Origin of the sequence: Enterococcus sp. DIV0806c (genome assembly GCF_051710905.1) — a bacterium.
In the GTDB taxonomy this organism is placed as follows: Bacteria; Bacillota; Bacilli; order Lactobacillales; family Enterococcaceae; genus Enterococcus_B; species Enterococcus_B mundtii.
Map to the genome: position 1 here is coordinate 125975 of NZ_JBIOLO010000001.1, position 22384 is coordinate 148358.

At 38.2% G+C, this 22384-nt stretch carries 17 protein-coding genes; 15 read left to right on the forward strand and 2 right to left on the reverse strand.

The window, feature by feature from the left end:
• Positions 1 to 62: 62 nt before the first annotated feature.
• Entirely contained in the window at positions 63 to 251 is a 189-nt protein-coding gene (gene rpmB, locus IGK77_RS00655; RefSeq protein WP_010734442.1) for a 50S ribosomal protein L28, read from the reverse strand.
• 271 nt (positions 252 to 522) lie between these two features.
• Here rpmB and IGK77_RS00660 point away from each other — a divergent pair, with 271 nt between their 5' ends.
• The 12 genes from IGK77_RS00660 to IGK77_RS00715 all read left to right on the forward strand — a co-directional run bounded on the left by IGK77_RS00660 (position 523) and on the right by IGK77_RS00715 (position 15385).
• Positions 523 to 885: an Asp23/Gls24 family envelope stress response protein gene (locus tag IGK77_RS00660; protein ID WP_010720424.1), complete on the forward strand. Its 363-nt coding sequence runs from the start codon at positions 523 to 525 to the stop codon at positions 883 to 885.
• 51 nt (positions 886 to 936) lie between these two features.
• Positions 937 to 2619, forward strand: coding sequence for a DAK2 domain-containing protein (locus tag IGK77_RS00665; protein ID WP_074800007.1), 1683 nt, complete (start codon positions 937 to 939; stop codon positions 2617 to 2619).
• A gap of 109 nt (positions 2620 to 2728) precedes the next feature.
• Positions 2729 to 4765: an ATP-dependent DNA helicase RecG gene (recG, locus tag IGK77_RS00670; protein WP_065096389.1), complete on the forward strand. Its 2037-nt coding sequence runs from the start codon at positions 2729 to 2731 to the stop codon at positions 4763 to 4765.
• A gap of 46 nt (positions 4766 to 4811) precedes the next feature.
• Positions 4812 to 5813 carry a phosphate acyltransferase PlsX gene (gene plsX / locus IGK77_RS00675; RefSeq protein ID WP_071867773.1) on the forward strand — a complete coding sequence of 334 codons (1002 nt, stop codon included), beginning with the start codon at positions 4812 to 4814 and terminating at the stop codon, positions 5811 to 5813.
• Between the two features lie 119 nt (positions 5814 to 5932).
• Complete coding sequence (acpP, locus tag IGK77_RS00680) at positions 5933 to 6175, forward strand: acyl carrier protein (protein WP_071867781.1); 243 nt, start codon at positions 5933 to 5935, stop codon at positions 6173 to 6175.
• 587 nt (positions 6176 to 6762) lie between these two features.
• Positions 6763 to 7767: an ABC transporter ATP-binding protein gene (locus tag IGK77_RS00685; RefSeq protein WP_071867772.1), complete on the forward strand. Its 1005-nt coding sequence runs from the start codon at positions 6763 to 6765 to the stop codon at positions 7765 to 7767.
• Complete coding sequence (locus IGK77_RS00690; protein WP_010734436.1) at positions 7768 to 8712, forward strand: ABC transporter ATP-binding protein; 945 nt, start codon at positions 7768 to 7770, stop codon at positions 8710 to 8712.
• Positions 8712 to 9674 carry an oligopeptide ABC transporter permease gene (gene opp4B / locus IGK77_RS00695; protein ID WP_074800010.1) on the forward strand — a complete coding sequence of 321 codons (963 nt, stop codon included), beginning with the start codon at positions 8712 to 8714 and terminating at the stop codon, positions 9672 to 9674. The genes IGK77_RS00690 and opp4B overlap by 1 nt, the downstream gene beginning before the upstream one ends.
• Before the next feature lie 28 nt (positions 9675 to 9702).
• A complete protein-coding gene (locus IGK77_RS00700; RefSeq protein ID WP_438712852.1) occupies positions 9703 to 10617 on the forward strand; it encodes an ABC transporter permease in 915 nt (304 codons plus the stop codon).
• Positions 10618 to 10642: 25 nt separating this feature from the next.
• Positions 10643 to 12424: an oligopeptide ABC transporter substrate-binding protein gene (locus IGK77_RS00705; RefSeq protein WP_071867771.1), complete on the forward strand. Its 1782-nt coding sequence runs from the start codon at positions 10643 to 10645 to the stop codon at positions 12422 to 12424.
• 377 nt (positions 12425 to 12801) lie between these two features.
• On the forward strand, positions 12802 to 14772 hold the full coding sequence (locus IGK77_RS00710; protein WP_074800013.1) for a DUF1430 domain-containing protein: 1971 nt from the start codon (positions 12802 to 12804) through the stop codon (positions 14770 to 14772).
• Positions 14765 to 15385: an ATP-binding cassette domain-containing protein gene (locus IGK77_RS00715; protein WP_074800016.1), complete on the forward strand. Its 621-nt coding sequence runs from the start codon at positions 14765 to 14767 to the stop codon at positions 15383 to 15385. Before IGK77_RS00710 ends, IGK77_RS00715 begins: the two co-directional genes overlap by 8 nt.
• 277 nt (positions 15386 to 15662) lie before the next feature.
• On the opposite strand, the gene IGK77_RS00720 is transcribed toward IGK77_RS00715, so the two are convergent.
• Entirely contained in the window at positions 15663 to 16343 is a 681-nt protein-coding gene (locus tag IGK77_RS00720) for a hypothetical protein (RefSeq protein WP_438712853.1), read from the reverse strand.
• A gap of 432 nt (positions 16344 to 16775) precedes the next feature.
• On the opposite strand from IGK77_RS00720, the gene IGK77_RS00725 reads away from it, so the two are divergent.
• The 3 genes from IGK77_RS00725 to smc all read left to right on the forward strand — a co-directional run bounded on the left by IGK77_RS00725 (position 16776) and on the right by smc (position 22377).
• The gene (locus IGK77_RS00725) at positions 16776 to 17630 is read left to right on the forward strand and encodes a helix-turn-helix domain-containing protein (RefSeq protein ID WP_430604291.1); all 855 of its coding nucleotides are present in this window, start codon (positions 16776 to 16778) and stop codon (positions 17628 to 17630) included.
• 460 nt (positions 17631 to 18090) lie between these two features.
• Positions 18091 to 18783 (forward strand): ribonuclease III, encoded by a 693-nt coding sequence (gene rnc, locus IGK77_RS00730; RefSeq protein ID WP_074800023.1) that lies wholly within the window; start codon positions 18091 to 18093, stop codon positions 18781 to 18783.
• Between the two features lie 12 nt (positions 18784 to 18795).
• Complete coding sequence (gene smc / locus IGK77_RS00735; protein WP_074800026.1) at positions 18796 to 22377, forward strand: chromosome segregation protein SMC; 3582 nt, start codon at positions 18796 to 18798, stop codon at positions 22375 to 22377.
• Positions 22378 to 22384 lie beyond the last annotated feature (7 nt).

A 22384-nucleotide genomic window follows, 5' to 3' on the forward strand; every position in this document is an offset into this window, starting at 1 on the left:
TAATGATTCGCAAAAAATAAAAACCGTTCATTTTGTTGAACGGTTCAAATCATTTCATTCAATTATACGCGTTCAACTTTTCCTGATTTCAACGCACGAGTTGACACCCAAACTTTTTTAGGTTTGCCGTCAATCAATACGCGAACTTTTTGTAAGTTAGGTTTAACTGTACGTTTTGTTGAGTTCATCGCATGTGAACGGTTGTTTCCACTTTTTGTCTTGCGACCTGTAAAGTAACAAACTTTTGCCATGTAAATTTCCTCCTTTGCCTTGATTTGGAGCAATAGTAAATTCAGCTCATACCAGAATAACATATCATATGGCGTAGGAATTTGCAAGCATATTTTCATAGAATTGATTGACATTTTCAGTGATTAATTGTAACGTGAACAAAGTCTTTTCCTAATTTTTTTCAATGGTTTTTGAGTACTTTAAGGGAACAACCTTTTATTTCGGTTGACGCTATGATAAAATGTGATAGTAGAAAAATGGGAATATTTTACCCGTTAAGGAGGCTCATTCATGGCTGTAAAAATTCAAACGTCAGCTGGAACCATTGAAATTACCAATGATGTCATCGCAACAGTTGTTGGTGGTGCCGCAACAGATGTATTTGGTGTTGTAGGAATGGCTAGCAAGAATCAAATCAAAGATAATATCACTGAAATTTTGCGTAAAGAAAATTACTCAAGAGGAGTAGTTGTCCGCCAAGAAGCTAATGGGATCGCAGTAGATGTTTATACAATCATTAGTTATGGCACAAAAATTTCGGAAGTTTCTCGTAATGTCCAAGAAAAAGTGAAATATAACTTGGAGACTTTACTAGGTGTTACAGCCAATTCAGTAAATGTCTTCGTGCAAGGTGTTCGTGTACTGCCAGACTAGGCAGGAGACTTGCTGACTGTTCAGCAGTCGATCTGAAGGAGGATTATCTAGGTGAGTGTAACAGAAATTAGTGCAAGCCAATTCCAGGAAATGGTTCAGTCCGGTGCGAATCGGCTACAAAAAAATGCAGAATACGTCAATTCCCTAAATGTATTCCCGGTTCCCGATGGAGATACCGGTACCAATATGAATTTATCAATGACAAGTGGTGCAAAAGCCGTTGTTGATTCTACCTCTGAAAAGGTAGGAGAATTAGCAACGCTGTTATCTAAAGGTTTATTGATGGGGGCAAGAGGAAATTCTGGGGTTATTTTATCTCAGTTGTTCCGTGGTTTTTCAAAACAAATCCCTGATGTGACTGTTTTGACAGCAACAGATTTAGCTGCAGCTTTTACTCATGGGGTCGAAACAGCTTATAAAGCAGTAATGAAACCTGTCGAAGGAACGATCCTGACAGTTGCAAGAGAAGCTGCCAAAGCTGGTGAGAAGAAAGCAAAATCAACAGATGATGTGATCGAAGTCATGACTGCGGTCGTTAAAGGTGGGAAACGTGCGTTAGCAAAAACACCTGATTTGTTGCCTGTATTAAAAGAAGTAGGCGTTGTTGATAGTGGCGGTCAAGGACTATTATTCGTATATGAAGGTTTTTTAACTGCGTTGAATGGTGAATACCAAGCAGACGAGGTCTATGAACCATCTCCTGCTCAAATGGACGATATGGTGAATGCAGAGCATCATCGTAGTGTGCAAGGTCAGTTAGCGACTGAGGATATCCACTATGGTTACTGTACAGAAATCATGGTGAAGATCGGTGAAGGTCCAACTGTAGATAGTACATTTGATTATGAAGAGTTTCGTAACTATCTAGATGGCCTTGGGGATTCCCTGTTAGTGGTCAATGACGATGAAATCATCAAAGTACACGTTCATACAGAAAATCCTGGGGAAGTCATGAATTACGGACAAAAATTTGGTTCCCTAGTGAAAGTCAAAGTGGACAACATGCGTTTGCAACACGAAACGATCTTAGAACATGACCAAGCCCCTTCAGCGTCGGTCGCACAAACGAAGCCTCGTGTACCTTACGGGATCGTTGCGATCGCAGCCGGAAAAGGTGTGCAAGAGTTATTTGAAAGTCTAGGAGCAAACTACGTGATCAGTGGTGGACAGACGATGAATCCAAGTACGGAAGATATCGTGAAAGCGATCAATGAAGTGAATGCAGATAAAGTCATTATCTTACCGAATAACAAAAATATCTTTATGGCAGCTGATCAAGCTGCTGAAGTGGCTGAACTTCCAGTTGCTGTTGTTCCATCAAAAACAGTTTCTCAAGGATTGACAGCGATGTTGTCCTTCAATGAACAAGCAACGTTAGAAGAAAATAAAGAAACGATGACAGATGTGCTTTCAAGTGTTGTCAGTGGTCAAGTGACACATGCGATCCGCGACACGATGATCGACGGAGTGAAAATCACAGAAGGCGATTTCTTAGGGATGATCGATGGGAAAATCGTGATCTCTAATCCAGATATCTTAGCGACATCACTTGCTACATTAGAGCAAATGATCAACGAGGATACTGAGATCGTCACGATATTAACCGGAGAAGACGGGTCTGCAGAACAAGCACAAGCATTTGCGGATCAACTGAGCGACAAATATCCTGAGTTAGAAATCGAGATCCATCAAGGAGATCAACCTGTCTATCCTTATTTATTTTCTGCTGAATAATACAGCCTGAAGCCGATAGATAAAGCAGAAAATCATTTGAAAGGATCTTCGGTCAACGATTCGCGAATCGTTGACCAAGTTCCTTTTTTTGTTAAAGGAGGGAAATCTTATGCGTTCGTTAGCTGATCCAGTCACAGTGCTGGCAGGTGTTGGTCAAAAAAGAGCGGATAGCTTGGCTAGTCTAGGCATCCATACAATTGAAGACTTGTTAACTTACTATCCTTTTCGTTATGAAGATATCCAAGAAAGAAATCTAAATGAAATCCAAGACCAAGAAAAAGTTACATTAAAAGGGTTAGTTGTCTCTCCGCCAGTAATGAGTCGTTTTGGCTACAAAAAAAGCCGTCTGCAGTTTCGAATGATGCAAGAACATGAAGTATTCAATGTTTCTTTCTTCAATCAACCCTATTTGAAAGATAAAGTCATTTTATCTGAAGAAATCGCAGTTTATGGGAAATGGGATGCGAAACGTAAAGCACTAAATGGGATGAAGATCCTTGGTTCGCAAAGTCCAGATGATTTCTCTCCGATCTATCATGTCAACAAATCCATTCGCCAAACGACACTGGTCGATCTGATCCGTCGAGGGTTTAGTGAGTATGGTGATTTGATTGAAGAAAACTTACCACTATCTTTAATTGAAAAATACCGTTTGCTTGATCGTCCGACTGCTGTAAGAAGTATGCATTTTCCGCAAAATCATGAGGAAAATCATCAAGCCAAACGACGGATTGTTTTTGAAGAATTCTTTTTTTTCCAGATGCAGTTACAAGGACTGAAAAAAGCCGAAAAGTCTGAAAAGAATGGCTTAGAGATCCTTTATGATGTGGAGCGATTAAAACAATTTACGAAAAAATTGCCGTTTGAATTAACGATGGCACAAAAACGTGTCACTAATGAAATTTGCCGTGATCTCCGTAATCCACACCATATGCAGCGTTTGTTGCAAGGTGATGTGGGAAGTGGGAAGACCGTTGTTGCTGCGATTGCTTTATATGCGACAGTGACTGCTGGCTTTCAAGGAGCGTTGATGGTCCCAACAGAAATATTGGCGCAACAACATATGGAAAGTTTATCCCAATTATTTGACCCAAATGAAGTGACCGTTGCGTTATTGACCGGATCAACGAAAGCAAAAGAACGTCGCGAGCTATTAGAGCGGTTAGAAAATGGGGAAATCGATATCGTCGTGGGAACACATGCACTGATTCAAGAAGGTGTAGCATTTCAAAATCTAGGATTAGTGATCACCGATGAGCAACATCGTTTTGGCGTGAACCAACGAAAAGTATTGCGTGAGAAGGGTTGGCGTCCGGATGTGTTATTTATGACTGCCACCCCGATCCCTCGAACCTTAGCAATTACAGCATACGGCGAAATGGATGTATCTGTGATCGACGAGCTTCCCGCTGGACGGATTCCGATCGAAACAAGATGGGTCCGAACACCTCAATTAGATAGCGTGCTAGAATGGACCTATAAAGAATTGCGTAGAGGACATCAAATGTACGTGATTTGTCCATTGATCGAGGAGTCCGAAGCTTTAGATGTGAAAAATGCAGTGGAAATTTACGAAAAACTTCGTGAGTTATTTGCACCAGAATATGAAGTTGGCTTGTTGCATGGTAAAATGAAGAATCAAGAAAAAGATCAGATCATGGAAACATTCAAAGAAAACCAACTCCAGATCTTAGTGTCAACCACAGTGATCGAGGTCGGTGTCAATGTGCCGAATGCAACGGTCATGCTGATCATGGATGCGGATCGTTTTGGATTAGCCCAGCTGCATCAGTTGCGTGGGCGTGTCGGTCGAGGAAGTGAGGCTTCTTATTGTATCCTCGTGGCAAATCCGAAAAATGAACTGGGTGTCGAACGAATGAAAATCATGACAGAAACCACAAATGGCTTTATCTTGAGTGAAAAGGATTTAGAATTACGAGGGCCAGGAGAAGTATTTGGCTTCCGTCAATCCGGCTTGCCAGAATTTGCGATCGCAGATCTAGTAACAGATGGGAATGTCTTAGAGGTTGCCCGTGAAGAAGCTGCGGCAATCTGGCAAATCAAAGACTGGCAGTTATTACCTGAATATCAACCATTAACAGCCAAGTTGCAATTAGGCGAACAAGATAATCGTTATTTTGATTAACAGATTATCAATACTTTCAAAATGATGACAAGGAGTGGAAATAATAATGAGAATTGCAGTAGATGCAATGGGCGGAGATCACGCACCACAAGCCATTGTGGAAGGAATCGCTCTAGCACAAAAAGATTTCCCTGAGTTGGAATTTGTTCTTTACGGTAAAGAATCAGAAATCAAGAAATATTTGACAGACGAAACAAATATCACAATCGTCCATACTGACGAAAAAATCAATAGTGATGACGAGCCAGTTAAGGCGATCCGTCGCAAGAAAACTGCGTCAATGGTTTTAGCTGCCCAAGCAGTCAAAAATGGAGAAGCAGATGCTATTTTTTCAGCAGGGAATACAGGAGCCTTACTAGCAGCTGGCTTGTTTATTGTTGGACGCATCAAAAACATCGAACGTCCTGGACTAATGTCCACATTGCCAGTTATTGGCAAAGAAGGTGAAGGGTTTGATATGCTAGATTTAGGTGCAAATGCAGAAAACAAACCAGAGCATCTTTTACAATATGGTATTTTGGGGTCATTTTATGCGAGAAAAGTTCGTGGGATCGGCCGACCTCGCGTCGCATTGCTCAATAATGGGACGGAAGAAACTAAGGGAAGCGAATTGACAAAACAAGCATTTGAACTCTTGCAAAATGAAACAAGCTTGAACTTCATTGGCAATGTAGAAGCGCGTGACTTACTAAATGGTGTGGCAGACGTCGTAGTAACCGATGGCTTTACTGGAAATGCAGTGTTGAAATCCATTGAAGGCACAGCGATGAATATGATGACCTTATTGAAATCTGCCATCTTGAATGAAGGCATCAAAGGCAAAATGGGTGCATTACTACTAAAAGACGGTTTACGCTCTTTGAAATCAGAAATGGACTATTCAAAACATGGAGGAGCTGTTTTATTTGGATTGAAAGCACCAGTTATCAAAACGCATGGTGCAACTGGACCGGATGCAGTTCGCTACACGATCCGTCAAATCCATACGATGCTTGAAACCAATGTTGTAGGGCAACTGGTGGAGCAATTTGAGCAAAAAGAGGACTAAATTTTCTGCGAATTGACAAGCTGATGGAGAAAAAAGGGTGGACATTCCAAAAAATTGTCAGTAAAATTAGCTATGGTGAAGAAAACGTAGTAGTTCTAAGAATTGTGGGGGTGAAAAAATTGACGCGCGAAGAAGTATTTAATAAGGTAGCTAAAATCATTTCAAATCACTTTGAAATGGATACAGACAAAGTGACAGATGAATTGAACATTAAAGATGATCTGAAAGCTGATTCAATTAGTATCATGGAATTTGTTCTTGAACTAGAAGATGAATTCGGTACAGAGATCTCTGATGAAGATGCTGAACAAATCGAAACAGTCGGCGGTGCCGTGGATTATATCAGCAACCACTTGAAATAAATTGAATAAATACACATCAACTGATGAATGAATTGACGAAAGCCAATTTCAACTCAAAGCCAAGAAGTCAGAAATAGTTTAGCTATTTCAGGATTTCTTGGCTTTTTCAGGCATTATTTTTAAATAAAAAGGTTTTTTTAAAGAGGAGAATTATGTCATAAAATACGATTGTAATAGGTGGTTTTACAACATTTACATTTCGTATATACTGTATAATTATGCTTTTGTAAAATGGAATATCTATTCGGTTAAAACTGTTTTTTATATAAAGAGTGATTTTTGCAGATTTTTATAATGATTCTTAGTTTATAAAAATAGTAGGATAAAGAGAAGGCTAGCCACATACCTCATTTTTTTTTAATCTTCTTTAAGAGCTGACATAGCTACGTAAGATTTTTCAGACAATTCTGGCAACAGTGTGAAATAATCTTGCAATATAAAACGGTTTTCTATATAATTATTAATAATTAATTACACACTCCTTAGAATGCTACTTATTTAATTTTTTTTTTGCTAAGTTGTTATTCAGTGTAGGATTATTTTTTTTATTAAAAACTTCCATCGAGGGAGCAGAGAGGGGTATTCGATTGTCAGATAACCAATTATTAGATGTTCAGAACCTACACACAGGCTTCCGTCTAAAAGATGAATACTACGATGCAGTAGACGACGTTTCTTTTACTTTAGATAAAAACGAGATCTTAGCCATCGTTGGTGAGTCTGGTTGCGGAAAAAGTACGTTAGCTACAACGATTATGGGATTATTAGATCCTAACAATACAAAGATCACAGGGGAGATCATGTACAATGATTTAAATTTGATTGAATTAAATGAAACATTGTATAACAAGATCCGTGGAAATGATATTGGGATGATTTTTCAAGATCCATTATCTGCACTAAACCCTTTGATGAGAATTGAAGACCAAATCAAAGAAGGTTTGTCTTACCATACAAAAATGACGGCTGACCAAAGACAAGCACGTGCATTAGAATTACTAGAACAAGTAGGGATTCCGAATCCTGCACGAGTTGGACGTCAGTATCCTCATGAGTTGTCAGGTGGGATGAGACAGCGGGTGATCATCGCGATTGCGATTGCATGTAAGCCACCGATCATTATCGCGGATGAACCAACGACTGCCTTGGACGTAACGATTCAAGCACAGATTCTTGACTTACTGAAAGATTTACAAGAAGAAACTAAAACTGGGATCATCTTGATCACACATGATTTAGGTGTCGTAGCTGAAATGGCGGATCGTGTTGCTGTGATGTATGGTGGACAATTTGTTGAAGTTGCAGGAGTCAAAGAGTTATTTGAAAATCCAAAACACCCATATACACAATCATTGCTAAATTCGATTCCACAAGAAGGAAATCACGAGGCAGAGTTACACGTGATTGAAGGCGTAGTCCCTTCCTTAAAAAATATGCCACGAACAGGTTGCCGATTTGCGCCACGGATTCCTTGGATCCCAGCAAGCGCTCACGAAGAAAATCCAGTCTTGCATGAAATCGCACCGAATCATATGGTACGTTGCTCATGTTATAAACATTTCCACTTTAGAGACGAAAAAGGAGAGGTGTAGATGTCAGAATTAATTACAATCAAAGATTTGAAAGTTCACTATCCTATTCGCAGTGGGTTTTTCAACCGAGTAACAGACCATGTCTATGCAGTAGACGGTGTCGATTTTATTATTGAAAAAGGAAAAACATACGGACTAGTTGGAGAATCAGGTTCTGGGAAGTCCACAACCGGAAAAGCGGTTGTCGGCCTAGAAAAAGTGACTTCTGGCCAAATCATGTATGAAGGAAAAGACGTCACGAAAAGAAGTAACCGCAAAAAAATCGGCTACAACAAAGACGTCCAAATGATCTTTCAAGATTCAATGTCTAGTTTAAATCCTAAAAAACGAGTACTGGACATTATCGCTGAGCCGATCCGTAACTTTGAACGCTTAAGTGATCAGGAAGAAAAGAAAAAAGTCAAAGGCTTATTGGACATCGTTGGGATGCCAGAAGATGCGTTATACAAATATCCTCATGAATTTTCTGGTGGACAAAGACAGCGTTTAGGGGTTGCCCGAGCAGTAGCAACGAATCCTAAATTGATTGTTGCTGATGAACCTGTATCTGCCCTAGACTTATCTGTTCAGGCACAAGTATTGAACTTTATGAAACGCATCCAACAAGAATTTGGCTTGAGCTATTTATTCATCTCTCATGACTTGGGTGTCGTAAAACACATGTGTGACAACATCGCGATCATGTACAAAGGTCGCTTTGTTGAAATCGGTACACGAGAAGATATCTATAATGATCCGCGCCACATCTACACAAAACGCTTACTATCTGCGATTCCACGAATCGATGTAGACAATCGGGAAATACAAAAACAAAACCGACGAAATGTTGAACGTGAGTATATCGAACATCAAAAAGATTACTACGATACAGCAGGGCGAGTGTATGATTTACGTACACTAACCACTACACACAAAGTAGCGTTGAAAGATGGAGGTGCTAGCTAATGTGGAAAACGATTCTACGAAGAGTTCTTTTGATGATCCCACAAGTGATCATTCTTAGTGTGTTGATCTTTATGCTAGCGCAAGCCATGCCTGGAGATCCGTTTACAGGATTGATCAACCCAAACCAAGATCCAGCTGTGATCGAGCAGATGCGTCAGGCAGCGGGCTTGAATGATCCTTGGTATGAACAATATTTCCGTTGGGTCGGAAATGCCTTACAAGGTGATTTTGGACAAAGTTTCTTGTATAAGCGTTCGGTTTCCTCTTTGATTGGGGAACGAATCATCAATACTTTATATTTATCTATTTTAACTGTTATTATTACGTACTTGATTGCTGTACCACTAGGTATGTTAGCTGGTCGATACCAAAATTCGATTTTGGACAAAGCTGTCGTTATTTATAACTTCTTCAGTTTTGCTGTTCCATTATTCATTTTCGGATTGATCATGTTGTTTGTTTTTGGCTATCGTTTAGGTTGGTTCCCAACAAGTGGTTCTCAGACTTTAGGTTTCCAGGGAGGATTTTTCGCTCAATGGATGGATCGATTGCAATACATTCTATTACCATCGATCACACAGGCCTTTTTAGCCACAGCAGTAACGATCCAGTATTTACGAAGTGAAGTCATTGATTCGAAATCCTTAGACTTTGTACGTACAGCTCGTTCCAAAGGGGTGCCGACAAACAAAGTATTCAGTCGTCACATTTTCCGTAATGCAGCCTTGCCGATGGCATCTCAAATGGGGTATGAAATCACTTCATTGATTGCTGGTTCTGTCGTTATCGAAAAAATCTTTGGGTATCCTGGTGTCGGAAAATTATTTATTGACTCAATCGGTCAACGTGATTATACCGTAATCACAGCCTTAGTCTTGATTTTAGGAATCGCAACGCTCGTCGGAACACTGCTGTCAGATATTATCATGAGCATTGTTGATCCGCGTATACGAATCCAATAAAAAAATCAAACAGAAGGGAGAATCGATCATGAGTGATAAAAACAAAGAAGTTGTGCAAGAAAGTATCCCACCAATGGGTATACGAATGATTGCACGAGAATTCAAAAAAGATAAAGTAGCCATTTTTTCACTGGCTTTGTTAGTTGTTTTACTATTAGTTATTTTTATCGGGGCGATCTTTATTGACCAAGATAAAGTAATGTTTGTTAGTATTTTTGATAAGTATGCTGAACCTGGCGCCATCTCTTCTCAAGGATCAAAATTCCTTTTAGGAGCAGATGAAGGTGGACGTGATGTCTTCGGTCAATTGATCATCGGAGCAAGAAACTCTGTGATGATCGGTTTTGCTATCACGATCATTACGTCGATCATCGGAGTAGGGCTTGGAATCCTTTCAGGTTTTTATGGTGGGATCATTGACAACGTATTGATGCGTATTGTTGATTTTATTATGATTTTACCAATCATGTTGATCATTATCGTGTTTGTTTCGATCATTTCGCGTTATAACGTTTGGTCATTTATTTTTATCATGAGTGCATTTTATTGGGTAGCTAAAGCCCGATTATTCAGAAGTAAGACGTTATCAGAAGCTAGACGTGATTATGTCAGTGCTTCAAAAACGATGGGAACAAGTGATTTCAAAATCATGTTCCGTGAAATCATGCCAAACCTTAGTTCATTGATCATCACCAACTTAACAATGAACTTTGCGGCAAATATTGGGATCGAGACCACTTTGACTTTCTTAGGCTTTGGATTGCCAGCTAATGTACCTAGTTTAGGAACATTGATCGGTTATGCAAGTAACGGTGAAGTTTTAGTGAATCGACAATGGATTTGGTTACCCGCGTCAATTCTAATTTTAGTGTTGATGTTGAGTATAAACTACGTTGGACAAGCATTTAAGCGTTCTGCAGATGCGCGTCAACGTTTAGGATAAGAGAAGTGAAGGGGGAAAATAGGATATGAAGAAAACGATTTTTGGATTTGTCACACTGCTATCTGTGGGAGCATTAGCAGCGTGTGGAAATGGCGGCGGAACTAGCTCGTCAGGTAATAATTCAGCAGATAATGGGGATAACAGTGAATTGACTTTCCCATTAGCAACAACGAATAATGATGAAGCAATCGAAGACGGTGAGTTAAATGTTGCAGTCGCAACAGACAGTCAATTCAAAGGATTATTCCAATGGGAATTTTACCAAGATGCCTTTGATGCAGCGTTTATGGCGCCTTCACATGAACCATTATTTACAAATGATGACAACTTCACGATCACAAACGATGGTGCAGCCTCATTAGAATTAGACGAAGATGCGAAAACAGCGACAATCACACTTAAAGACAACGTAAAATGGTCTGATGGTGTCGATGTCACAGCAGATGATGTTATTTTCCCTTATGAAATCATCGGTAACTCTGAATACACTGGTATCCGTTACGATGATACATTCCGTAATATCGTTGGTATGGAAGAATATAACAGCGGTAGTGCAGATACGATTTCTGGAATTACAAAAGTAGATGACAAAACTGTTAAAATCGAATATAAAGAAATGAACCCAAGCATGCTTCAAGCAGGTGGTGGTATTTGGACATATGCAGCGCCAAAACACACACTTGAAGGAATTGCTATCAAAGACATGGAATCAAGCGATCAAGTCCGTAAGAACCCTGTGACATTTGGTCCTTACTATATGAGTAACATCGTTGCTGGTGAATCAGTAGAGTTCTTACCAAATGAATACTACTGGAATGGTACACCACAATTGAAGAAAATCACAATGAAATCATTACCAACAGCAAGTGCAACAGAAGCATTGAATTCAAAATTGTATGATATGATTTTCCAAATGCCAACAGATACTTACGAAACATACCAAGATATCGCTGGCTATACGAATCTAGGACGTCAGCAAACTTCATACACTTACTTAGGTTTCAAACTAGGTAAATGGGATGCTGAAAGTGGAAGTGTTGAATATGATCCAAACTCAAAAATGGCTGACAAATCATTACGTCAAGCAATGGGTTACGCTTTAGACAACACTGCAGTAGGCGAACGTTTCTATGCTGGTTTAAGAAGCAATGCGACTTCATTGATTCCACCAGTATTTGAAAGTTTCCACGATGCAGATCTAAAAGGCTTCACACAAGATATTGATAAAGCCAACAAATTATTGGATGATGCAGGATATAAAGATGTTGATGGCGATGGTATCCGTGAAGACAAAGATGGTAACAAGTTGACAATCAACTTTGCGTCAATGTCAGGTGGCGAAACAGCGCAACCATTAGCAGATTACTACGTACAACAATGGAAAGAAATCGGTTTAGATGTTCAATATACAACAGGCCGTCTGATCGAATTCAACTCATTCTATGATCGTTTAGAAAATGATGATCCAGAAATCGACATCTACCAAGCAGCTTGGAACACAGGAACAGATCCAAACCCAAGTGGACTATGGGGGGCAAATGCAGCGTTCAACTACACTCGTTATGAGTCAGAAGAAAACACAAAATTGATCAATGATATCAATTCAAGTGCAGCATTTGATGCAGATTACCAAAAAGAAGCTTACAAAAAATGGCAAGAATACGCATTTGAAGAAGCTTTTGCTATTCCAACATTGTTCCGTAACGAAGTATTACCAGTAAACGACCGCGTTAAAGATTGGAATTGGGCATATGATGCTGTCAATCCATGGGCTGTTGTATCTGTAACTTCAGATTCACGTTCATAATCATTAAATGATAAAACCGAATCAGTTCGAGATAGGATTCTCCTATTCTCGGCTGGCTCGGTTTTTTTGATTAGGAAAAAAAGGAATTATCTGTTTTTAGAACATGTGAAAGTATATAATATATATGAAAGGAGGAGAATAATTAGGAAATTTTATTTTTGTTGTTACTTTATATAGTTCAGAAGACACTATCAATCTTCAGAGGAGAATATATGTGGAGGCTCCTCGCTTTGTACTAAAAATAGATCTGGAGGGTGGTGGATATAGAAATCATAAGTAGCTAAGATATAAATGTAGTTACAATATTTCATAACTTCTCAAATATTGTTCAAAGTGTTTTCAAATTCCTTATATTTTAGGTGCTTTTTTCTTTCATTATGAAAAAAATCTATCGAGGGTTATTTATAGTTACAGTGTTAAGTTTCCTTTATGCCATTTCTTTTATCGGAAATGAAGGAATCAAGAGTGCTATCCCAAATGCTCATTCGGGCATTGTAATTGAAGAAGCGAGTGGAACGATTGAGGAAATCAATCAAAAAATTTCTGCTTATGCAAAAAAACATCAAATTGCTATACATAAACTGGTTTTTAGAATTGGCGCTTCTGGTGAGACGACAAAGGAAATTTATACCTTTGACAAGTTGGAACGTTCGGAATACTCTTTTCCACCTATAAAATCGGATGTTGCCACCTATTTTTATGATTACACAGAGATGCAGCATCAAGATGTGTTGGGGACTTATATTGTAACAGAAGCCCCTCCATCTGGAATGATCGCTGATTTTCATGATCAAGGAATCAAATTGGAGATTGAAGAGATAAAATGGTTTCAGTTATTGACGGCGGGTTTATTAATGAGTATTGGACAACTCTTCTTTATTCTATTTTTCTTTGTGATTTTAGCTTTACTGTTTTATAAAGCTTCCCTTCGCAAGAAAATTGGTGTGATTGAGATGTTAGGACATCGTTGGCTGATAGTGTCCGTCAAGGATAGTTTCATTGATAGTGTGATTTTTACTCTCTTGATGGTTGCTTTTTCTTGGTGGTTTCCACAATTACAGTTTCTTTATCGACCGATTTTTTTCTGGGGTCATTTAATGATTTGGGTTCTTCAATTATTTACGAGTGGGATTATTTTTTCGTTCGGTACGATTTCAGATAAGATAAAAGGAAGGAAACCTTACCGATTATTATTTAGTTTGAACCTTTTATTAAAGATCATCATCTTCACGTTTGTTACGGTGCAAGCCAGTACATTATCAAATAAAGTAATGGAGACGCGTGAACTTGAACAGCAGCTCTCCCAATGGACAAGAGTTCCTGACTATTATCACTTGGCATTTAGTAGAGACACCAATCTACTTGTAAACCCGACAAAAAGTAAAGACGTGCGAAGGAAAGCACAAGCGCGAATCAATGCACGGTTACTTCCCTTGTTGGAAAAATCAGAACAGTCAGGTGGAATTTTTCTAAGGGACAATGAACTTGGTCATAGTAGTCCGACACTAAATTATATTCAAAATGACGCTTTTTGGTTAAGTAATCATCAGGCCGTACAAGAATTGGCTATCAAGGATGCTGAAGGTCAATCGATACACTCATTAGATGATTCTTTTTTCTATCTGCTCATCCCTGAAAATAAGCGAATGTATACAGAAATGATCATTCAAGAAGCAGAGGATGAACTTGATTTTTATCAAAATTCTTTTGAGTACGAAACGAAAGCATACGAAGGCGAGTTAAAAATTCTTTATACGCAAGCAAACCAAGTCCTTTTTAACTATAACTTCCAACCCTATGAAAAAAATTTTTCTTCCAATCCAATTATCGTTTCCATGTCATTGCCATTGATCCAACCAAATATCGAAATATGGATACAGGATATTTCAAATGGGACTTACTTGTTTCGAGACCCTCAACTTGTCCAAGAATTTATTAAAGAAAACCATATGGAACACGATTTTTATGGATTGATTGCTGTAAAAGATAGCATCAATCAATCTCTTATGGAGGTGAGACGTGACTATTATACAACCCTTAGTATTTTGTTCTTGATCCTTATTGGCTTTGTTTTTATTCAAGTCTATTTGAGTTTACTGTATGTGGAAATGAATAAGAAAAAACTGTTTCTCAAATATATTGCTGGTTGGACTCTGCTACAGAGGCATCACAGATATTATGAAATAATATTAGGCATTTCTACCTTTGTTGCGTTGATCTTGCTACTCATCAACCATGCTTGGTGGCAGATTTTGATTCTATTACTATTATTTGAATTATGTATCCTTTTATTCACTACGTATTTATCAGAAAAAAGAAAACGTCTGGAGGTGATCAAATATGATTGAAGCCAAAGAAATCACTAAAAAGTATAAAGGAAAAGTGATTTTTGAAAACGTATCTTTACATGTAGAGACTGGTTCAATAACTGTGATCACGGGAAGTAGTGGTGTAGGGAAAACGACGTTACTGAACTGCTTAGGACAACTGGAGCCAATTGATTCTGGTGAAATATGGATAGACAATCAAATTCTTCACCGTAAAAGTAAAAAACGTTTCTTTCGTGAGTATGCAGGATTTTTATTTCAGAACTTTGCATTGATCGATAATGAAACGGTCAAGCAAAATTTACAGTTAGTAGTAAAAAAAGAGGAAAAAATGATTGCTGCGCTCCGCAAGTTCCAAATGGAAGACTCATTGCACCAAAAAGTATTTCGTTTAAGCGGTGGTGAGCAACAACGAGTAGCTTTAGCTCGCTTGTTTTTGCAAACCCCTAAAATCGTTTTTGCAGATGAGCCCACTGCCTCTTTGGATAAAGGGAATCGGCAACTTGTGATCGAAGCATTGAAAGAATTGAATGAGCAAGGAGTGACGATTGTCTTAGTCACCCATGATTTAGATTTGGCAGAACAACTAGGTGGGCAAGTTGATATGAACCTACTGATAAACAAGATGTTGTGATCAATAATTTTTACGAGTACTCACAATAAAATACGACGATCTCACTCCGATAGAAAAGAGATGAGATCGTCGCTTAAGTATTTTGTTTCATACTTTACTTATTCTTTAAGGTTATGCATAAAAGATTATTCCGTTTCTTTAGTTGCTTTTTCCGACTCATTCAACTCAATATCTGCTTTACTTTTTGATCGTAGTAAACCAATTATTTCATTTAACTGTGTAATGATTTTTAGTAAACCAACAAAAACAACTAAAAAAATATAAATAGTTATTGTAATCACCAACTTGCGTTGTATTTTGACGACCATAGTTCGTCAGTTAGTGTCACTCGAACGGTTCCGGTATTTCCGTGACTAGATACCAGACCACGGGCGCTTGCCGTTTTTCTAACCAATTCACCTGCAATTAAATTACAAATAGCGATAATCACTGCACCAGCAACTGTGATTCCGCATGTAGCAGCAAGAGTGTCTAATATGACCGTGTACAATAAGTTGCCTCCAGTTCCCATGACAAGTCGATCATAGAAATTATACACAGACGTTTTACCAGTGCTAGTATTATAGTACATATTCCAGCCACCATTTTGCAGTTTGCCACCTACGCCTGCTACTGCACGAGACCCATAACTAGCACCATCAAACTCTTCCATCAATTCATCCATGTGATTCTTTACATCTTTGACTGTCATATTCATTACTTTCTGTTCAAAATCTGTAGCAATGGTATTTTGAGTTGATGCTATTGTATTGGGCAAAATCGAACTTGAATATCTTAATTGTGCTTCGTTCATTAATTCAGCAATTGTCTTATCTTCAAAATTGTTAACTTGCGTCACTTTTTGATTCTCACTATCTGATGCGTAAACAACAGAACTTAGTGAAGGAACTAACGGTGTTGCTAAGGTTACAATCGCCATAGAGGTAGTTAATAGCATTTTTAATTTATTTATGTTCATATTATTCGACCTTTCACTATATATTTTTTTATGGTACTAACAAATTTTTGAAAATATTTTCTATTGATCTGCTACGGATTGACAACTTCCCAACCAAATAATATCATTATAAAAGAAATCGTTTTCCCTCCTTTTGTTAGTAGATTTAAAGTTTTTATCTTCCGATTGTTATAGGAAAACTTTATGAACCTTTGTTCTTTTTATTGATGTTTTCTCAAGTAATATTCCTCATTTGGATTAGGTCGATTCCTTATTTATTAAGATATGCGATTGCCAAATAAAGATAATTATAGTTGTTATAGATTAGTTCCTTACTGTATTATTATTTAGTGTATTACGAAATGTTATAATGTATCTTAGTTATATAATAAGATTATTTGATAGTTTGCACCAAAGTTAGTCAAAAATAAGTAGAAAATTTGGTGATTTTATATGGAACATGGGGAATTGATTAAAAAATTAAGAACCGATAGAAGAATAACACGAAGAGAGTTGAGCGCAGGGGTACATTCGATAAGCACATTACAGCGGTTTGAAAATGATACCGCTAGAATTGACATAGATACCATTTGGCAATACTTGGAAAGAATGAATATTCAAATAGATGACTACTATTTGGAGTATTATAACTATCAATTAAGTAAAAAAGAGCACCTACGAAAAAATTTTAGGAGTGCAATTATTTCTGAGTATCATGCAAAAGAGTATTTAGATAACTTACAAGAAGAATATAAAAAAAGTAAAGACGTTTTTTTTCTGTATCTAATTGTTCAAATAAAAGCAGTCGCTGAAAAATTGCCAAATTATCAACTTGGTAAGATAGATGAAAATGAATCAAAAAAAATTTTGGATTATTTGAGTAGGATAGAGGAGTGGGGATATTTTGAATTAGCAATGTATACTAATTGTTTAGGAGTCTTTAAAAAGGAATACCGATTATTTCAATATAAGGATGTGCTCAATCAGTTTAGGAAATTTAAAGGTATACCTAAATATCAACACGCATTAATAAAATTTATTATAAACTCTATCATTTTAGAATTTTCCGAAAAAAATTATGATAGGATTTTGGATTTGTTAGGAATTTTGTATGATGAAACAAAGGACTCAGATTATTTAAAAGGAAGAATATATTGGAAATTTTTTTTCCGATTGTATCAGTCTGTCGTTGGGGATTTTGAATTTGATGGCTCGATAACTATTGAGATGCTAAGGTTGCTTGGATACGAAGAAGAGGCAGAAAATTTTTTGGATATTGAAAGAACGATTTTGAACGATAATACATAAATTAGTTTGTCTACTTAACAAGATGCATTAATCAGATCAGATATACTTCATACCTATAAAATCTGATGTTGTTGCTTATTTTTTAAGATTACATAGAAATGAAAAGAGCAAGATATGTTCATTGCTTATATTGTAATGGAAGTACTCCTATTAAAATCCGAGGACATTGTTTAAATATACGTATGATAAATCATACTGACTGAATAATCGCTGATTCCAACTACAATTAATATAACTTTAAAAAGGCATTTTTCTGTTTTTTGAAAAGTGCTTTTTTGTTCTTTAATGAGTAATGATCTGGATTTAGGAATATTACAAGTTTTAATATATTTTTATGAAAGAGAATCTCCAACATGGTTTATAAAGCTTTTCATACCTTTTGTCTCAACCATTTCATATTTTATAAAAAACCAGTATAATAAGGAAGTATTGAAAAAATAGCCATAAAGGAATGTGGGAAATGGACAATCAGCTAACAAAAGAATTGAAAGAAAAGTATAGCATCGTTTTTCACGATTTAAACTTACTTGAACAAGCTTTTACCCATTCATCCTATGTGAATGAGCATCGCAATTTGCAACTATCCGACAACGAACGTCTTGAGTTTTTAGGAGATGCTGTATTAGAGTTAATGGTTTCTGAATATCTGTATCGTTTGTATCCAGATATCCCAGAAGGAAAATTGACCAAAACTCGTGCAGCTATCGTGCGTGAAGATAGTTTGTCCAAATTTGCCAAGGAATGTCGTTTTGACCAGTACATCCTGTTAGGAAAAGGTGAGGAGAACTCAGGTGGACGAACCCGTCCAGCGCTTCTTTGTGATCTGTTTGAAGCCTTTTTAGGAGCGTTGTACCTTGATCAAGGATTTGACGCAGCACATACGTTTATTGAAACGGTGATTTTTCCAAAGGTACGTGCCGGTGCTTTTTCCCATGAGATGGATCATAAAACAAGATTACAAGAAGTATTGCAAAAAGCAGGAGACGTGTTGATCGAATATCGTTTGATCAATGAAGAAGGTCCAGCACACGAACGTATTTTTTGGATCGAAGTATACGTTGATGATCGGTTGATTGGAACTGGACAAGGAAAATCGAAAAAACTAGCAGAACAAGCTGCTGCTGAGAATGCTTTAGCAGCACTAAGTAAGTGAGGGAAAGACTTCGTGTATTTAAAACGCATTGAAATAGCCGGCTTTAAATCATTTGCAGATAAAACAATCATTGAGTTTGAAAATAGTGTCACAGCGGTCGTTGGACCAAACGGTAGCGGGAAAAGTAATATTACCGAGGCCATCCGTTGGGTACTAGGAGAACAGTCTGCGAAAAGCCTTCGTGGTGGGAAAATGCCGGATATTATTTTTGCCGGTTCTGATTCCCGTAAACAATTGAATGTCGCTGAAGTAACCGTCGTATTAGACAACTCTGATCATTACTTGCCACTAGAGTATAGTGAGATCAGTGTGACACGTCGTTACCGTCGAACAGGTGAAAGCGACTTTTTCATCAATAAACAACCTTGCCGTTTGAAAGACATCCAAGAATTATTTATGGATTCTGGCTTAGGGAAAGAATCATTTTCGATCATCTCTCAAGGAAAAGTCGAAGCAATTTTTAGTAGTAAGCCAGAAGACCGACGAGGGATTTTTGAAGAAGCAGCTGGAGTCTTGAAATACAAACAGCGCAAGAAAAAGGCGGAGCAAAAGCTTTTTGAAACAGAGGATAATCTAAGTCGTGTCCAAGATATCATCTATGAACTTGAAGAGCAATTAACTCCTTTGGCCGCCCAGAGTGAGGCTGCGAAGGAGTTTTTACGATTAAAAGAAACATTGACTAACACAGATATCGCTTTGATGATTGCTGAAATCAAAGCGGCAAAAAAAGAGTGGGATGAACGACAAATACAATTAGATCAGTTCAACCAATCACTAACGTCCTTAACGACACAGATCCAAACAAAGGAACAGTTATTAGCCGACAAACGTAAACAAAATAACCAGGCCGACCGTATGATCGAAAAAAATCAACAAACGTTATTAGCGTTGTCAGAAAAATTAAAGCAAACAGAAGGACAAAAAGAAGTATTACTTGAGCGAACGAAGCATACCCAAAAGAGCTCAAAAGAATACCAAGCTTCTTTAACTGAAGTGCAAGAAAAAGTGGCTCATTTTGAAGAATTACAAGCGACTTTGACACAAGAAGTTAGTCAAAAAGAAGCAGAGATCCAACAGGCTGAAAAAGCACTGATGAGTACGCAACAAGAATTGGAGAAATACCAAAAATCAACAAAAGAATTATTGGCAGAATTGCGCGATCAGTATGTCGATCTAATGCAAGAACAAGCAACTGTCGGCAATGAATTGAAGTACTTGGAGCGTCAATATGTCCAAGAGACATCTAAAAGTCAGCAAACACTAGCCAAACAATCGGAAGTGGAAGCGAATGTTGCGGAAATGTCCGCTAAGCAAATCGAGTTGACAGAGCGACATGAAAAGCTACAGCAAGCTTTGAATGAGGTCAAAGCGTCACTTGAACTTGTGCAAACAAAAGGAAAACAAGCACAAGAGCGCTTGGCAAAAGAACAGCCTAAAATGTATCAACTGATGAACCAAGTCCAACAATTGCGGGCACGTCAGAAAAGTTTACAAGAAATCCAAGAAAATTACTTTGGCTTCTATCAAGGTGTTCGTTTGATCTTGCAACAAAAACAACGTCTTTCAGGTATCGTTGGAGCGGTTGCTGAATTGATCGATGTTCCAGCTGATTATACATTGGCAATCGAAACAGCTTTGGGTGGTTCAGCGCAACATGTCATTGTTGAAAATGAAGGCGATGCACGTCAAGCGATCACTTATCTGAAACAACAAAAAGGCGGACGAGCAACGTTTCTACCATTAACGACAATCAAACCTCGTCAATTACCTGCACATATTTTTGCACAAGCGCAAACAGTTGACGGGTTTATTGGGATCGCTAGCGAACAAGTGACTTATCCCGAACAGATCCAGACAATCGTTCACAATCTATTAGGGACGATTCTATTAGCAAAAGACTTAGCAAGTGCCAATGCCATTGCCCAACAAATTCGTTACCAGTATCGTGTGGTCTCGTTAGAAGGTGATGTCATGAATGCCGGTGGTTCAATGACTGGTGGGGCGACGAAGCGAGGCAATCAAGGAAGTTTGTTTGCACAAAATCAAGAATTAAAACAATTGACTAGTGAGTTTCAACAAGCCGATCAGGAATTGCAAAGTCAAGAAAAGAAAGTCCAAGCATTGCAACAAGAAGTCACGGTTTTGGCAGAAGAACAAGAACTTCTGCGGACACAAGGAGAACAGTTACGCTTTGAAGAACAAGAAGTAGCAAATCAACGACAAAATGTGGCCAACGAACTCACTCGTTTTGAAAAAGAACAGCAAATCTCAAGTTATGAAACGCGTGAACTGCAACAATTCATGGATAATTACCAAAAACAACAGGCAGAGCTTTTAGCAAAACAGCAAGAACTAGAAGTACAACGCCAAGCGATCGATGCTGAAATCAGTTCATTGAGTCAAGAAAGTGACAAGATGGAAGAACGTCGCGCGCAGATCCAGGAAAAACAAGCACAGGAGCAAGCCTCATTAGCCGTATTGAAAGAGCAATACAATCACTTACAGATCCAACTACGTGGCGCACGTGTACAAAAAAATGAGGCATTAGCCAAACAAGAAGGACTAGAACAACAACTGCATGCATTGACTGCGGACTTCTCTGATCACGAACTGACAGAAGAAAGCTTAGATCAACGAATCGCTGATTTAGCGACAGAAAGAGATCGCTTAAAAGCTTCTCTAGAAGACGCCAAACAGTCACGTGAAGAAATGCAAACGACCATCGATGCGTTGGATGCCGACCTATTAGCTGAAAACCGTAAACAAAAAGAACTTTTGACAGAGCAGTCACAGTTAGAGGTCCAAAAGAATCGTGCGGAAATGATTTTGGATAATCATTTGAATTATCTTCAAACGGAGTATCAGATGAATTATGAAAAAGCCTGTGAATCTTATGAAGAAACAACGGATGTAGCGAACAGCCGGGTAGAAGTTGCTTCGTTGAAACAACAAATCGATCGTTTAGGCCCAGTAAATCTGAACGCCATTGAGCAGTATGAGCAAGTGAATGAACGTCATACCTTTTTGGCTGCGCAACGGGATGATTTATTATCGGCTAAGGATCAATTATTTGAAACAATGGATGAAATGGACGATGAGGTACGGACTCGTTTCAAAGAAGTTTTTGAAGCAATCCGCCAAGAATTCAAAATCGTTTTCCCAAATATGTTTGGTGGCGGTCGCGCAGAGCTTGTGTTGACTGATCCGACTGATTTGTTGCAGACAGGGATTGAAATCGAAGTTCAGCCTCCAGGTAAAAAACTACAAAGTTTAAGTTTACTTTCAGGAGGAGAACGTGCATTGACTGCGATTGCGTTGCTCTTTTCGATTATTCGTGTCTGCCCTGTACCGTTTTGTATCCTTGATGAGGTCGAAGCTGCGCTAGATGAAGCTAATGTCAAACGCTTTGGTCGCTATCTCAGCGAGTTCCAAGACGATATACAGTTTATTGTAGTGACGCATCGTAAAGGGACGATGGTTGCTGCGAATGTCTTATACGGTGTGACCATGCAAGAGTCTGGGGTTTCAAAAATCGTCTCTGTCCGTATGGAAGACATCAATGAAGAAGGAAGAATGAGTGAAACGAAAGTGTAGGGGACGA

Bases quoted from the DNA above. Each gene is read 5' to 3' on its own strand.
- IGK77_RS00710 (WP_074800013.1), top strand. From the start codon at position 12,802: ATGAAAAAAATCTATCGAGGGTTATTTATAGTTACAGTGTTAAGTTTC.
- IGK77_RS00725 (WP_430604291.1), top strand. From the start codon at position 16,776: ATGGAACATGGGGAATTGATTAAAAAATTAAGAACCGATAGAAGAATA.
- rpmB (WP_010734442.1), bottom strand. From the start codon at position 251: ATGGCAAAAGTTTGTTACTTTACAGGTCGCAAGACAAAAAGTGGAAAC.
- IGK77_RS00705 (WP_071867771.1), top strand. From the start codon at position 10,643: ATGAAGAAAACGATTTTTGGATTTGTCACACTGCTATCTGTGGGAGCA.
- opp4B (WP_074800010.1), top strand. From the start codon at position 8,712: ATGTGGAAAACGATTCTACGAAGAGTTCTTTTGATGATCCCACAAGTG.
- IGK77_RS00720 (WP_438712853.1), bottom strand. From the start codon at position 16,343: ATGAACATAAATAAATTAAAAATGCTATTAACTACCTCTATGGCGATT.
- IGK77_RS00715 (WP_074800016.1), top strand. From the start codon at position 14,765: ATGATTGAAGCCAAAGAAATCACTAAAAAGTATAAAGGAAAAGTGATT.
- IGK77_RS00660 (WP_010720424.1), top strand. From the start codon at position 523: ATGGCTGTAAAAATTCAAACGTCAGCTGGAACCATTGAAATTACCAAT.
- IGK77_RS00690 (WP_010734436.1), top strand. From the start codon at position 7,768: ATGTCAGAATTAATTACAATCAAAGATTTGAAAGTTCACTATCCTATT.
- plsX (WP_071867773.1), top strand. From the start codon at position 4,812: ATGAGAATTGCAGTAGATGCAATGGGCGGAGATCACGCACCACAAGCC.
- IGK77_RS00700 (WP_438712852.1), top strand. From the start codon at position 9,703: ATGAGTGATAAAAACAAAGAAGTTGTGCAAGAAAGTATCCCACCAATG.
- rnc (WP_074800023.1), top strand. From the start codon at position 18,091: ATGGACAATCAGCTAACAAAAGAATTGAAAGAAAAGTATAGCATCGTT.
- recG (WP_065096389.1), top strand. From the start codon at position 2,729: ATGCGTTCGTTAGCTGATCCAGTCACAGTGCTGGCAGGTGTTGGTCAA.